Genomic DNA, 14,502 nt, shown 5'->3' with positions numbered 1-14,502 from the left:
TCGATATCCTGGTAAACAGCGCTGCGCTGGACCCCAAATTCGACCCGGAGCATCAGGAGGAGCACTCCAGCGGCTTCGAGAAGTATGCGCTCGAGGATTGGAACCAGGCGTTGAACGTCAACCTGACTGGAATATTTTTGGTCACACAGGCCGCGGTTCGTCCGATGCTCGATCAACGCGGCGGTGTGATCGTCAACATCTGTTCGACCTACGGGCTCGTGGCACCGGATCAACGCATCTATCAGCGAGAAGACCGGGCACAGGTGTACAAGCCGGTTTATTACTCGGTCACGAAAGCTGGAGTCTTAGGTTTCACTCGCTACCTGGCGGGTTACTATGCAGGCAAGAACATACGCGTAAACGCGCTTACGCCCGGCGGCGTGTATAACCAGCACGATGAGATCTTCGTCGAAAAGTACGCTGCGCGGACGATGCTGGGACGGATGGCAAACCGTTCGGAAATGAATTCCGCACTGCTCTTCCTGGCATCCGACGCTTCATCCTACATGACCGGCGCGAACCTGATCGTCGATGGGGGTTGGACTGCATGGTGAAGAAAGCGGAGGTTCTGGCGATCGTCCCTGCGCGGGCGGGCTCGAAATCCATTCCGAAGAAAAACGTACGTCTCTTTGCCGGGCACCCGCTGCTCGCCTACAGCATCGCTGCGGGTTTGCAAGCGGATTGCGTCTCGCGCCTCATTGTCTCCACGGACGACGAGGGCTTCGCCGATATCGCCCGGAATTACGGGGCAGAAGTGCCCTTCCTGCGCCCGGCGGAACTGGCTGCGGATGAAGTGACCGATCTGCCGGTCTTCGAGCACGTCTTGAATTGGCTGCGGGAAGAGGAAAACTACCGGCCGGACGTGGTCGTGCAGCTGCGGCCGACTTCCCCCATCCGCCCCCGAGATTGTGTGGACCGCGCGGTGGGACTCTTGCTCGACAATCCCCGGGCGGACTCCGTACGCGGCGTCGTCCCTTCGGGTCAGAATCCATATAAGATGTGGCGCCTGGCGGGCGGCGGAAGCATTGAGCCGCTGCTGCAGGATGCCGGTGAAGAATCTTACAACATGCCGCGCCAGGAGCTTCCGGTCACCTACTGGCAGACCGGCCACATCGATGCCATTCGCACAGAGACCATACTCGAGAAGAAATCGATGAGCGGGGATACGATCTTGCCGCTGCTGCTCGATCCGAGGTACACCGTCGACATCGACACGCTCGAAGACTGGCGGCGGGCGGAATACACCTTGATGCGCGGCGATCTCGAAGCGGTTTTCCCCGGCCGTAAACCGAGACCCTTCCCTTCAATTGTTTCCATGCTCGTCCTGGATTTCGACGGCGTGTTGACCGACAACCGCGTCTGGGTGGACCGAGAGGGCAACGAGTGGGTGGCGGCCAATCGCGGGGACGGCTGGGGAATCGCCCGTTTGAAAGAGCGCGGCGTTCAGGTCGTCGTTCTCTCGACGGAATCCCACCCGGTGGTGGCTGCACGCTGCCGTAAGCTCGGCATCGCGGTAAAACAGAATCTCGCCGACAAAGCCTCCGCAATGAAGGCGCTGCTCGAAGAAAGCGGTGCGGATCCTGCGCAGGTGATATTCCTGGGTAACGACGTGAATGACGTCGCCTGTTTTCCGCTCGTGGCATGCGCTCTCGTCGTCTCCGACGCACACGCTGACGCTCGCCGGGCGGCAGATCTGGTGCTGCAGAATCCCGGTGGATACGGGGCGGTGCGGGAACTCTGCGATATGGTGATCTATCAAATGGATGAGGTGTCTTGATATGCCCAGAGAGATACAAGTTGGTAACCGGCGCATCGGTGAAGGCCATCCGACGTACATCGTGTCGGAAATCGGCATCAATCACAACGGCGATCTTTCCATCGCCAAGGCGCTGATCAATGCCGCGAAGAATGCCGGCGTGGATGCGGTCAAATTCCAGAAACGCACGCCGGAATTGTGCGTACCTGCGGAGCAGCGGGATCAGATGCGAGACACACCCTGGGGCTACATCTCGTACCTCGACTACCGTCATCGGATCGAATTCGGCGAGGACGAATACCGCGAGATCGACTCCTACTGTAAATCACTCGATCTCACCTGGTTTGCTTCGGCCTGGGATGAGCCTTCGGTGGATTTTCTGGAAAAGTTCGATCCCGTTTGCATCAAGGTCCCTTCCGCAGCGTTGACCGACCACGCGCTCCTGCAGCACATCCGCAAAGCCGGCGAACCGGTGATCTTGTCGACCGGAATGTCGACGATGGAGCAAATTCAGGCCGCTGTCGACGTCCTGGGCACGGACGATTTACTCATCACGCATGCCACGAGTTCCTATCCCTGCGATCCGAACGACCTGAATTTGAAAGTAATCCCGGCGCTGCTTGAAATCTATCCCTGCCCGATCGGATATTCCGGCCACGAAGTTGGACTGGTACCGTCCGTGGTGGCCGTGGCCATGGGCGCTTGTTTGGTCGAACGGCATATCACGCTGGATCGGGCCATGTGGGGATCCGATCAGGCAGCTTCCGTCGAACCGGGCGGGTTTCGGCGGCTTGTCAAATACATCCGCGTTACCGAGGAAGCTCTTGGGGATGGGGTTAAACGGGTGTACGACAGCGAATTGGGCTCCATGCAGAAACTGCGGCGCGTCGGCGGCTAGATGATTTTTCCCTTACGATGGCTGCGATCAGCGGCTTTTCATTTCCGCTGTTGGTTTGAATCATATCGTCATGGACCCAGGCTTCGGCAATTACGGCTTGAAATTGAAGCTCTGGCGCCTACCGTTGAGAGCGACGATCGCTCTGTACTCTTTTTCAATGCCTCGGCGCGAACGTGGGGGGTGAGTCAGAATGCGGCGTTCAGTTTATTGGCATCCTGGGGACTTCGTTTAAGTGGTATGTCGGTCCGTTATTTGGCCTGCATGCGCGGCATGCAGCAATGTATGCTGGGTACCAATCGTAAACGCCTGGGTCTGGCGCCTCCGTGTAAATCCTGCATGCGCCTCAGCAGGCAGATGTATCCGGAAGATCTGCTCGATAAAATCGAGACTCCCAGCAAAGGATGGGACACGATACCCGATTTCTCCGAAGACAGGACACTCGCATCCTTGCTTGAAGTGGAACACCTCGGATTGAAAATCGGCGAACTCTGTCTGCCTTCTCTGCGTTGGGTACTGCGCAGGCATAACATCCCCGACACCGCGGAAATTCGTGCTTTATATAAGAAATATCTACGCTCCGCAATTCACGTCGCGCAGGTTTTTATTCAAATCGTTGAACGAACGCCACCACGAGCCGTGGTCGTATTTAACGGAATCACGTTCCCGGAAGCTGTCGTGCGTCAAATCGCCAGTAAACGGGGAATTCCCGTAATCACCCACGAAGTGGGGGTACGGCCGTTTTCTGCCTTTTTCACTCACGGCGAAGCGACGGCGTATCCGATCGAAATCGCGGATGATTTCCGCCTCACGCCTGAAGAACACGTTCGATTGGAGACGCTCCTTTCTGCACGTTTCCAGGGCGATTTTTCGATGGCGGGAATCCGTTTTTGGCCGGAGATGCGCGCGTTGAGTGCAACATTGAAGGCAAAGTTGGAGAATTACGATCAGTCTGTAGCCGTGTTTACAAACGTCATATTCGATACGAGCCAGTTGCATGCGAATGTGATATTCGATGATATGTTTGCCTGGTTGGAGCAGGTCATCCATTTTGCGGGGAAGCATCCCCGTACGCTGTTCGTTATCCGAGCCCATCCCGACGAACTGCGCCCCGGGAAGGAAGCACAGGAAACTGTCGCTGAAGTGCTGTCGCAATTGAATGTTGCTGCGATGGAGAATGTAGTCTTTATCCCATCGCTGGAGTTTGTGAGTTCGTACGATTTGATTCGGCGCTCCAAACTCGTAATGGTCTACAATTCATCCATCGGGTTGGAAGCCACACTGCTCAGGCGTGTTGTTTTATGCGGTGGGGCTTCAAGATATTCTCGTTACCCAACGGTGTATTTTCCGGAATCGGCGCAGAAATACTTCCAATTGGCGGAGAAATTTATCAATGAGGTCGATCCCAAACCGCCGCAATCGTTCGTCGACGAGGCCGAACGTTTCTACTACGTCCAGCATTTTCTGACTTCGCTGGATTATTCGCCATTTTTACGTCCCGACAAGACATTTCCGGGATATGTTTCTTTCTCGGATATTGACGTACACAAGCTGCAACCGATCCATTGTCGCGAAAATGCGATCGTCGAGCGCGGTATTCAGTCCAATACGCAGATGTTCTACGCCCGAAGTGACGTTACTGATTAGACTTGATCTGAATCGAATGGGAACGGTCGGGTCGTCTGGCATGTATTGTGCGTGGAGATATAGCTGGGTTCGTTCGCTGAAATCAATACATTCTGCGAGGTGGGATGGTCGTGCAATCTATAAAGCAATTCATGAAACAGGTAATCCCAAGCGTGCTGTGGCGCCCGATTTCGAACCTGTATTGGTCCTGGTACAACCGGGGACGCCATAAGCTGTCCGCGGCGGTCAGCGTTCGCCGCCGGAAAGATGCAGCCAGCCTGCGTTCGTATCACAACAAATATTCGGGGCGGCGCTGCTTCGTGATCGGAAACGGGCCCAGCCTGCGGAAGACCGATCTGAGTCTTCTGCGCGACGAAGTCACTTTCGGCGCGAACCGGCTGTATCTGAACTTCCCCGAGATGGGATTCACGAGCACCTTTCTGGTGATCACCAACATCCTCGTCGTCGAACAATGTGCGCTCGACCTGAAAAAATTGACCATCCCGAAGTTCATCACCTGGCGCGCCAGAAAGTGGATGAAGGACGATGCGCGCACGATCTTCCTGGACACTGATTACACGCTGCCCGAAACGTTCGCTCAGGACGTCTCCGGAAGGGTGTACGAGGGAAACACGGTGACGTACACCTCGCTTCAATTGGCCTACCACATGGGGTTTTCGAAAGTAATCCTCATCGGCGTGGATCATCACTACGACACACAAGGCCCTGCGAACACGGTCGTGGTTTCGCAAGGGGAGGACCCCAATCATTTCCATCCCGACTATTTCGGCAAGGGCTTTCGCTGGCAGCTTCCCGATCTGGTCGGTTCCGAACGGGCATACAAAATGGCCAGGGAAAACTTCGCCCGAGATGGCCGCGAAATTCTCGATGCCACCATCGGCGGACGGCTGACGATCTTCCCCAAGGTAAATTATGAAGATCTATTTTGACACCGAACTTTTCGCACTTCTGACGTATGCCGGGTGTCAACCGGGACAGAAAGGGCCATGAGCGATAACAATCCGCGATGTTCGGTCGTCGTCCGCGCCTTCAATGAGGAGAAACACATCGGACGTTTGCTCACCGGCATCATGCACCAGACCATTAAGGAAGTGGAAATCGTCCTGGTCGACTCCGGCTCGAGCGACGCAACGGTGGCGATCGCCGCCCGGTATCCGGTCAAGATCGTGCACATCCGTCCTGAGGAATTTACTTTCGGGCGTTCGCTCAATCGCGGCATCGAGCAAACGACTTCGGAATCCGTCGTCATCGCCAGCGCTCATGTGTATCCCGTATTTCCGGACTGGCTGGAAAGACTGCTGGAGCCGTTCGACAATCCGCGCGTCGCTCTGGTATATGGCAAACAGCGCGGCAATGAGTCCAGCTATTACAGCGAGCAGCAGCATTTCGCCAAGTTGTTCCCGGCAGAAAGAATCGCCGTCCAGAAACATCCCTTCTGCAACAACGCGAACTCGGCCGTTCGCCGATCGTTGTGGCTCCAGAACCCTTTCGACGAGGAGTTGACCGGCCTGGAGGACATGGCCTGGGCAAACTGGGCCATCCAGCAGAATCACGTTTTATCCTATGCGGCGGACGCAGAGGTGGTCCACGTGCATAATGAGATCCCGCGGCAGATTTACAATCGCTACCGGCGGGAAGCGATCGCCTTGCGGCGGATTAAAGCGGAGGAACGTTTCCACCTCGGAGACTTCCTGCGCCTGTACCTCTCGAACGTGATGAGCGACGGGTGGCATGCGCTGCGTGAGCGGGTGTTCTTGAAGGAAGCGCTCGGAATTCTTAAATACCGCCTCATGCAGTTCTGGGGTACGTATCGCGGTTTTTCACTATCCAAGCCGCTCTCGGCCTCCATGAAGCAGATGTTTTATTACCCGCGCGGATTTCGTGCTGCCGACGTCAAGCCGCGGCGGGACGTGGAACCGATCGATTACCAGAGTATTTAGCGAGCGAATGACTGCGCCGGTCTGGCCGTTCGGCGTCAGGATCGATAGAATCATGACAGCGACGGCTGAGGATGGCAGAACATGATGGTTGAAGAGAAAATCACGGCCCTGGTTCCGATGCGGCACCATTCGGAAAGAGTGCCCGAGAAGAATTTTCGCCCGTTGGCCGGAAAGCCGCTCTACGCACACATTCTCAAGACGCTGCATGCGTGCCCCGAGATTGGGCAAATCGTCGTCGACACCGACAGCCCGGTGATCGTCAGCGGAATTACGGAGAGGTTTCCGGATGTTCTGCTCATCGATCGCCCGGAGCATCTGCGGGCCGATGACGTGCCGATGAACGACGTGCTGCTGCACGACGTTTCGCAGTGTGAGGCGGAGATTTATCTTCAGACCCACAGCACCAATCCTTTGCTGCGCGCAAGGACTGTATCGGACGCAATTTCAGCCTTCAGGCGGGGCCTCCCGCAGCACGATTCTTTGTTTTCCGTCACCAGGCTGCAGACGCGCCTTTGGGACGTCGACGGAAAACCCATCAACCACGATCCGTCCATTTTGCTGCGAACGCAGGATCTCAAACCGGTGTATGAAGAAAATTCCTGCATCTACATCTTTCAACGATCCGTATTCGTCGATCGCGGGAACCGGATCGGCCGCGCGCCCACGATGTTCGAGATCGACGCTGAAGAAGCGTGGGACATCGATGAGGAGTTCGATTTCTTGATTGCGGACCGTTTGATGCAGGAACGAATGCGATCACAATCGGAGAAAAACAAATGACGATCCGCGTACTCGTGTCCGCACCTTATATGCTCCCACACCTCGATCGGTTCAGGCCGGTTTTCGAACGAAGCGGCATCGAGCTGGTGACCCCCGAAGTCGTCGAGCGCCTTTCGGAGGAGGAGCTGCTTCAACTGGTTGGAGAGATCGACGGGGCGATCTGCGGTGACGATCGTTTCACGCCGCGGGTGCTGCAAGCGGCCGCCCCGCGCCTTAAGGTCATTTCGAAGTGGGGAACGGGGATCGATTCGATCGACAAACAAGCGGCGGAGCAGCTCGGCATCCGTGTTTGTAACACCCCGGGCGCTTTCGCGGACCCGGTCTCGGATACCGTCCTGGGCTACGTTCTAAACTTTGCCCGCCGGCTGCCCTGGATGGATCGCAACATGAAGCAGGGTAAATGGGAAAAGCTGCCGGCGAGATCGCTGCGGGAATGTGTGTTGGGCGTAGTGGGGGTCGGCAATTGCGGTAAAGCCGTCCTGCGGCGAGCGCAGGGATTCGGCATGCGTCTGCTGGGGAACGACATCCTGGAAATTTCGCCGGCGTTCGTCGATGAGGTGGGCGTGACGATGCTGGAGCTCGACGCGTTGCTGCCGCAGGTGGATTTCCTGAGTTTGAACTGCGATCTGAATCCGACTTCGTTCCATTTGCTGACCCGCGAGCGTTTACGGCTTCTGCCCTCCACCGCCGTCGTGATCAACACCTCCCGCGGTCCGGTGATCGACGAGCCGGCGTTGGTCGAGGCGCTGCGCGAGGCATCGATCAGCGGCGCCGCATTGGACGTTTTCGAGGATGAACCCCTGGCGGTGGATCATCCGCTGCGTTCGATGGATCAGGTGATGCTGGGATCTCACAACGCAAACAGCAGTCTCGCAGCGTGGGAGCGGGTGCATATAAATACGATCCGCAATCTCTTCGAGGGGCTAGGTATTTCGCCGCCGGAAGACCTGGATCGTGTTTGAGCTGAACTTGAATCGTCGTGTGAAAAGGAGAGACTTATGAAGCGCGTAGCCATCATCACGGGAGCAGCAGGCGGTATCGGACGGGCGACGGCAGAAACGTTCCATGCTGCCGGATATGATGCGATTGGCATCGATCGTAAGCCGGTGCAGGATTTCCCGGACGACGTCCGCATGTACAAGGTCGACTCTTCTCTGGAAGAAAGTGTCTTGGCGTTTGCCGCGCGCATGCGCGAGCAGCATGAGAAGATCGACGTCCTGGTCAACAACGCCGCAATCCAGATCTGTAAGCCCATCGTGGAGATGACGGTGGAAGAATGGGATGCCACGATGGCATCGAATCTGCGCTCGATCTTTCTCATGAGCCGCGAATTGTATCCGTTGATCAAGGCAGCGAAGGGTTCGATCGTCAACGTAAGCTCCGTCCATGCCATGGCGACGTCGAACGACATCGCCGCTTACGCCGCAAGCAAGGGCGGTATCCTGGCGTTGACCCGTGCGATGGCGCTCGAATTCGGACTCGATGATGTGCGCGTGAATACGATCCTGCCCGGCGCCGTAGATACTCCGATGCTGCGGGACGGTATGAGCCGCGGGCATGTTTCCGGAACTTTGGAAGAGCGCATGCAAGCGCTGGCGGCAAAAACAGTGTTGGGCCGAATCGGTAAACCTGAGGAAATTGCGAAAGTCATCCTTTTCTTGGCGGACGGCGGACAATCCGGTTTCATGACCGGTCAATCGTTGATCGTGGACGGCGGCGCTTCGGCGAGGTTGAGCACGGAGTGATATTGTAGAGGCTTTTCTATAGGAGGTTTTGTTGTTACTTGGATTATTACCCCTTGCGGTATTGATCGGGTTGATTCTTCTCCTGGCAAATCTGCGACCCGATTCGAGTTGGCGCCGGGCTGGTTTGCACGCGGCTGTTTTATGGGGAAGCTACATTGTCGTCACGAACGAACTGTTGAGTATTTGGAAAGCCATAACACGCGTAAGTTTGGTGCTTGCCTGGTCTCTGCCATTATTGGGGATCGTCGTTTTTTTCGTCCTTCGTAGCAGGCGCGGCCGGAAGGTTTTCCTTCCCCATCCTGAATGGCCAAGAGGATTGACCCAGGTTTTTCTACTTCTCGGTTTGGTATGTATTTTATGCTTGACGGCCGTTCTGGCTTGGTACTCGCCTCCACAGACGTGGGATACACTCAATTATCATATGCCGAAAGTGGCGCATTGGGCGCAAAATCAGTCCATCCAACATTACACCACTGGAATTGAACCCCAGAACTACATGTCCCCGGGATTGGAATACGTCGAGCTTCATTTTTACATTATGGCCGGGAGCGATCGCCTGGTAACGACTGTGAGCTGGTTCTTTGTCTTGGGCAGTATCATTGGGGTTTCGTATCTCACTTCACGCTTCAATCTGGGGAGAACGGCGCAACTTTTCAGCATGTTGTTTACGGCCACCCTTCCCTTGGCCATCGTTCAAGCCTCCAGTACGATGACCGATTGTGCCGTCGCATTCTGGATGATCGTCGTTGCAGTTGAATCCGTCACGGTAATGAAAAACGAAGACGATATCTGGACCATCGTCATTCTTTCATTATCGGCCGGTCTCGCCATCCTGACAAAACCAACCGGCTATGCTTTCACTTTGCCATTCGCGGTTTTGATCACAATCACGCTTATTCGACGCAGCAATTTCAAACGCTTCGCTCGATCCACCCTTCTTGCCGTTTTCCTTTTCACGCTGCTCAACGCCGGGCATCTTTATCGGAACCAGGTACACTACGGCAACGCCTTTGGACCTCCTGGCCGTATTTCCGCATTGATCACCGATGGAATCAATCTGCCTATCATCGTCTCCAACACCTTGCGCAATGCGAGTTTGCATGCCGGTACACCCTCTCCCCACGTAAACAAAGCAATCTATCTGTTCGTTGAAAAGGTACATCAACTGATCGGCGTCGATGTTATGGATTCCAGAACCACACATAGTAAGCGATATAAAGTTTTTCCGCCCTCGACCCACGAAGATTTAACATCCAATCCCTTGCAAGCGTTGTTGATCTTAATCGTGTTTGTCGTTTCGATTTGGCGGAGGAAAAGCATACCCAAGGAGGTATTCGCATACGGACTGGCTGTAGCCTGCTCTTTTGTGTTGGTGAGTTCGTTGGTCCAATGGCAGCTATACAACGCTCGCCTTCACCAGCCGTTTTTTATAATGGCCGCGCCTTGGGCGGTATTCATGCTCTACGACATCATGCCGCAGCGACTGATTAACATCGTGGCTGTCATTTTACTTGCAGCCTCCTGGCCGTGGTTGGGTCACATTCGTTCGCGGCCGATCATCGAGCAGCCAGGGAAGTCCTACGTCGACAACGTTTTTCATGAATCCAGAATCGATTTGTATTACGCTGATGGTGGCCATCTTAAAACTCCGCACCTTGATATCACGACGCGTATCCTGGAATCGCAGTGTTCACAGGTTGGCCTGGTACTGACTGGAAACGAAGCCGAGTACCCGATTTGGGTGCTGCTCGGTGCACCAAAGGATGCTCCACGGATCGAATGGACGATCGATGACATGTATGCCGATGGAAGCGAAGGCGTGGATTTTCAACCATGCGCTGTAATTCTGCAGCCATGTGCACAGGATCGGGGTATGTTCGATGGATTGCCGCGCGTGTACGAACACAAGCCGACGCAGTATTGCTTGTTTCTGGATCCCGAGATGCATGCGAATCCGTGATCGATCGAATGGCGGTGTTATAATTTGCCCCCGAATGGTCGATCCCTTTGATGGATGAATAATCTATGGCGTGTGTAGGATTATTGAGATGGAATTCGATTTCAGAGCCATCGGTGCTGCAACTCGTGAGCTCAAGACTATGAATAATCGTAGCAGTTCACAACCCCTGGTTTCTATTGTTACTCCCTCCTTCAACCAGGCTGCTAATATCGAACAAACCCTTCTGTCAGTTCTAAACCAGGATTATCCGAATATTGAATATATTGTGATCGACGGCGGTTCAACGGACGGCAGCCAGTCGATCATCGAGCGCTATACAGATCGATTATCGTATTGGGTATCTGAGCCGGATCGCGGCCATCCTCATGCCGTGAACAAAGGATTTCGTCGCGCGACGGGCGAAATCCTCGCTTTTCTAAATTCGGATGATTTGTACATGGCGGGAGCCGTGAGCCAAGCAGTAGAAGCGCTTGTAGATCATCCTGAAGCAGGGATGGTTTATGCAGACGGCTACTTGGTCGATTCTCAAGGCCAATTGCTCGATCCGCATTATTACCGCACGTTCAGCCTCCTTGAATTGCTGTGTAATGAAGTACTCCTGCAACCAACGGTTTTTATGCGGCGAGAGATTTTCGATCGAATCGGAGGTTTGGAAGAGGAATATCCTCTCGTGTTTGATCACGTTTTGTGGATACGTTTCGCTTCAATCGCTCCCATTGTTCACGTGCCCTCCTTTTGGGCTGTTGAACGAACGCATTCGGATGCAAAGACCGCTGCACGGGCTGCAGAATTCGTGGAGGATACCGAACATTTTCTTGCCGACGCCGAAACGCGAAAGGATTTGTTTCCCATAATCGACGAAAATCGAAATCGCGTATACGGCAGCCTTGATGTTTATGCTGCTCGTCGGTTAATCGATTCGGGACGATACTGGGACGCAACGCGAAGAATTCTGCGTGCATTCAGGCGTTATCCTATCGTCGTCTTGCGGTATTGGTACAAGGCCGTGCAAGCTGTGTTGAGCGCCTTGGGTTTCGATGGGTTGTTCATGTGGTACCGGCGTACACGCCGCCGGATGAAATACGGTAAATATCGCATCGTTAGCAGTGATCGAGGCATTGAATTATTGAATTGTTCGGGCAAGTGATCGGTGGCGGAATCAGCAGTAGTTGATATCTCAGAACCCAACTACCGCTGAAGTCGCGCGTAAACGTCGAGGAGAAAGATGGTAGATAGATTGCACCTTTCAGAAAAGGCGAACCGGCGGATAAAGTCGCTGTTTTCTATTTTATTTCTCTTGCTTCTCCTTTGGATTGCGCGATATTGGCATTTCAAGGAATTCGGATTGTACGAGGATGATTTGACCATCATTCCCAAAGTCATGGGAATGAACGGCAGTCAATATCTCAATTTGTTGGTTGACCACTTGTCGATGCTTTACCCGCATGGGAGACCGTTATCGAACAGTTTTGAATACACTTTTACATTTCTCGGCGGCGGCAATGACTTCATCGATCTGTACTTGATGGGTTTTGCCATCGTATCTATCAACGTGTGTCTTTTTTATTGGCTCTTGAAACGTCTTTTCAACCACAGCTTTGCCTTGATCGGTGGTATCGCTTTCGTGTTATTCTCGGCCGACACAACCCAGGCTTTTCTCACACATTCCCACCAGATTCATCCGTCTTTGATGTTTCTCCTGCTTGGTTTGCACAGCTATCTTTCAGGTAGACGTACGCTAATGTACATTTTCGGCGTGCTGATATTGCTGACTTACGAGACGCCATTTTTCATGTTGCTCGTCGCTCCGTTATTCAAGATGCAGTGGGATAAAAAGCTGCTGAAAGAGTTTTCGATAAATGCGGCGATTCTCGTCCTGATCATTGGTGGAATGTATGTATTCAGATCGCAAGTTGGAGATTTTCGAAGCATTGAACCGAGTTTTCAAAATCTTGTCGTTACGCCGATCTTGCACATGATCGAAGGTCCTGCCGTAGCTCTGGGAACCTATTTCTACCGTCCCGTACAGGCGTTGATGAATATTCGTCTTGAGATCATTGTCGCGGTTATTGTTGGGTTTTTATTGATATACGCTGTTGTCGATCGTACGGCACCCGAAGGTTGGGAAGGGGTTCAGGGTCTCGTATCTTCAATTCGAACGGAAGGTTTTCCCTCCTTCAAGTATTTACTTACAAAGAGACGATTGCCCTACGATCTTCCGGAAGACATTCAAAAATTCCTTAAATTATTGGTAATCGGTGCGGCCCTGCTCGTACTTGCGTATCCGTTGACGTTTACCATTCGTGCCTATGCAATAAGTGGGAGGGATACACGAGTGCACATTGCTGCAGTCATCGGCGCCGCCATGATTTGGGCGTGTGTTGGCTGGCTGCTTCTTGCACTCGCTGAAAGTTTTGGAAAGCGACGTATCGCAGCGATCTTGTTTTCAGTTATATTTGCATTTCTTGTAGGATACGGATTCGTCATCCAAAAGGACTATATCGATGCTTGGAAGTATCAACAGGAATTCTGGACCGAGTTGACCCAAATCACATCGGATGCCGATGAGGGAACGGTCATTCTGGTCGATCCTGTTGGATTGAAAGATGTACGTCAAATCGGGGCGAACACGTGGAATTTGCCCAGGGTGTTGGATCAAATATATGTATTTCCCTCCGAATGGGAGAATCCCCCTCGGGTGTATCGATTGATCCCTGGTTGGCAGGAGAGAATCGTCGATGCCCAGGGACAATTCATAGTGAATGCAGCGACTGTTTTATCTCCGGCGCCTCTTTATCGCGTGGTTCCCTCAACTGACGTCATCTTCATTGAGACTTCTTCCGGGCATTTGCAGCGCGGGGAAGAACCGTTGGTTCTGTCTGATACGTCCTACGATCTGTACCATGGTTCATCACCATCAAGATCGTACGAGGAGAACATCCTCTACGAATTTCTCATCGGAGACGAATAATGATCGGTGAGGAATATGTATTTTCCTTATGAGGGCTGTGGAGACAAGTCTACGACCATGATTCCACAATTGCTGGTGGTACGATAACCGTTAGTTTTCACAAAGGAAAATCCTTCTTCGAGCCCACTCCAGGCCGGCGTATATTCACCATTTTCAACCGAGAGTCGTCTCGAAAAACAGTGAATCGGTTTGGATGTTAGGAAGTATCAATGGGTATAAACTGTGGGTGATATGTACATATACGTAATTAAGTCGTCTTCATGACTGGAATGGCCATTCATTCATGTTTGAGTCGGATGAACGTGTAAAGAAACAAGTTCCCATTGATGAAAACCCAAGGTATACGCCAAGATCTCTCCGACCATTGGTGGGAAGGCTCCGTATTTGGATAGGCATCACACTCAGCATCGTTTTTCTGTATTTTGCAGTTCGCAAGGTGCCTTTATCCGATCTTGTAGCATCGTTGGCAGATGCTGAATTGACCTGGTTGGCCGCGGCGTTGGTGCTTCAAATCATTGCCCTGCTTCCTCGCGCAAAACGTTGGCTCGTTATCCTCGAACCTGAGGGCTCCTTTCGAGACGCATTCAGCTCTCAGAACATCGGCTATCTATTCAACAACATTTTTCCCTTAAGAGTGGGAGAACTCGCACGCATCCTCGTGATGTCAAGAGCTTGCAGGATTCCGATCGTTAGGGTTGGAACCTCAGTCATACTTGAACGCGTACTTGATGTAATCTTCGTTACCCTGGGACTAGTAATCGCACTCTCGGGGATCATGATCCCCGATGGATATCTATCGGGTGCAAGG

Annotated in this window: 13 protein-coding genes; all 13 read left to right on the top strand. The window is 53.3% G+C overall.

Going from position 1 to position 14,502, the window contains the following annotated elements:
* Window positions 1–554 (top strand): SDR family oxidoreductase (locus P8Z34_14470; GenBank protein ID MEJ2551876.1); only part of this gene is annotated, 554 nt, incomplete at its 5' end.
* A complete protein-coding gene (locus tag P8Z34_14465) occupies window positions 548–1,777 on the top strand; it encodes an acylneuraminate cytidylyltransferase (protein ID MEJ2551875.1) in 1,230 nt (409 codons plus the stop codon). The genes P8Z34_14470 and P8Z34_14465, both read left to right, overlap by 7 nt.
* Before the next feature lies 1 nt (window position 1,778).
* A complete protein-coding gene (locus tag P8Z34_14460) occupies window positions 1,779–2,654 on the top strand; it encodes an N-acetylneuraminate synthase family protein (GenBank protein MEJ2551874.1) in 876 nt (291 codons plus the stop codon).
* Between the two features lie 237 nt (window positions 2,655–2,891).
* The gene (locus P8Z34_14455) at window positions 2,892–4,298 is read left to right on the top strand and encodes a hypothetical protein (GenBank protein ID MEJ2551873.1); all 1,407 of its coding nucleotides are present in this window, start codon (window positions 2,892–2,894) and stop codon (window positions 4,296–4,298) included.
* A 131-nt stretch (window positions 4,299–4,429) separates the two neighbouring features.
* Window positions 4,430–5,227: a DUF115 domain-containing protein gene (locus P8Z34_14450; GenBank protein ID MEJ2551872.1), complete on the top strand. Its 798-nt coding sequence runs from the start codon at window positions 4,430–4,432 to the stop codon at window positions 5,225–5,227.
* A gap of 57 nt (window positions 5,228–5,284) precedes the next feature.
* Window positions 5,285–6,238, top strand: coding sequence for a glycosyltransferase family A protein (locus tag P8Z34_14445; GenBank protein MEJ2551871.1), 954 nt, complete (start codon window positions 5,285–5,287; stop codon window positions 6,236–6,238).
* 81 nt (window positions 6,239–6,319) lie between these two features.
* On the top strand, window positions 6,320–7,018 hold the full coding sequence (locus P8Z34_14440) for an acylneuraminate cytidylyltransferase family protein (GenBank protein MEJ2551870.1): 699 nt from the start codon (window positions 6,320–6,322) through the stop codon (window positions 7,016–7,018).
* Window positions 7,015–7,980 (top strand): NAD(P)-dependent oxidoreductase, encoded by a 966-nt coding sequence (locus P8Z34_14435; GenBank protein ID MEJ2551869.1) that lies wholly within the window; start codon window positions 7,015–7,017, stop codon window positions 7,978–7,980. The genes P8Z34_14440 and P8Z34_14435 overlap by 4 nt, the downstream gene beginning before the upstream one ends.
* A gap of 36 nt (window positions 7,981–8,016) precedes the next feature.
* Entirely contained in the window at window positions 8,017–8,763 is a 747-nt protein-coding gene (locus P8Z34_14430; GenBank protein MEJ2551868.1) for an SDR family NAD(P)-dependent oxidoreductase, read from the top strand.
* Between the two features lie 31 nt (window positions 8,764–8,794).
* A complete protein-coding gene (locus P8Z34_14425) occupies window positions 8,795–10,723 on the top strand; it encodes a glycosyltransferase family 39 protein (GenBank protein ID MEJ2551867.1) in 1,929 nt (642 codons plus the stop codon).
* An 88-nt stretch (window positions 10,724–10,811) separates the two neighbouring features.
* Window positions 10,812–11,870, top strand: a complete 1,059-nt coding sequence (locus P8Z34_14420) for a glycosyltransferase family 2 protein (GenBank protein ID MEJ2551866.1) — start codon at window positions 10,812–10,814, stop codon at window positions 11,868–11,870.
* A 78-nt stretch (window positions 11,871–11,948) separates the two neighbouring features.
* A complete protein-coding gene (locus P8Z34_14415) occupies window positions 11,949–13,694 on the top strand; it encodes a hypothetical protein (GenBank protein MEJ2551865.1) in 1,746 nt (581 codons plus the stop codon).
* Between the two features lie 283 nt (window positions 13,695–13,977).
* Window positions 13,978–14,502 (top strand): lysylphosphatidylglycerol synthase transmembrane domain-containing protein (locus tag P8Z34_14410; protein ID MEJ2551864.1); only part of this gene is annotated, 525 nt, incomplete at its 3' end.

It is taken from the genome of Anaerolineales bacterium (assembly GCA_037382465.1).
Lineage (GTDB): Bacteria > Chloroflexota > Anaerolineae > Anaerolineales > E44-bin32 > WVZH01.
This window is presented reverse-complemented; position numbering and strand designations above follow the sequence as displayed.

Bases quoted from the DNA above. Each gene is read 5' to 3' on its own strand.
- P8Z34_14415 (MEJ2551865.1), top strand. From the start codon at position 11,949: ATGGTAGATAGATTGCACCTTTCAGAAAAGGCGAACCGGCGGATAAAG.
- P8Z34_14450 (MEJ2551872.1), top strand. From the start codon at position 4,430: ATGAAACAGGTAATCCCAAGCGTGCTGTGGCGCCCGATTTCGAACCTG.
- P8Z34_14455 (MEJ2551873.1), top strand. From the start codon at position 2,892: ATGTCGGTCCGTTATTTGGCCTGCATGCGCGGCATGCAGCAATGTATG.
- P8Z34_14465 (MEJ2551875.1), top strand. From the start codon at position 548: ATGGTGAAGAAAGCGGAGGTTCTGGCGATCGTCCCTGCGCGGGCGGGC.
- P8Z34_14420 (MEJ2551866.1), top strand. From the start codon at position 10,812: ATGGAATTCGATTTCAGAGCCATCGGTGCTGCAACTCGTGAGCTCAAG.
- P8Z34_14430 (MEJ2551868.1), top strand. From the start codon at position 8,017: ATGAAGCGCGTAGCCATCATCACGGGAGCAGCAGGCGGTATCGGACGG.
- P8Z34_14445 (MEJ2551871.1), top strand. From the start codon at position 5,285: ATGAGCGATAACAATCCGCGATGTTCGGTCGTCGTCCGCGCCTTCAAT.
- P8Z34_14460 (MEJ2551874.1), top strand. From the start codon at position 1,779: ATGCCCAGAGAGATACAAGTTGGTAACCGGCGCATCGGTGAAGGCCAT.
- P8Z34_14435 (MEJ2551869.1), top strand. From the start codon at position 7,015: ATGACGATCCGCGTACTCGTGTCCGCACCTTATATGCTCCCACACCTC.
- P8Z34_14440 (MEJ2551870.1), top strand. From the start codon at position 6,320: ATGATGGTTGAAGAGAAAATCACGGCCCTGGTTCCGATGCGGCACCAT.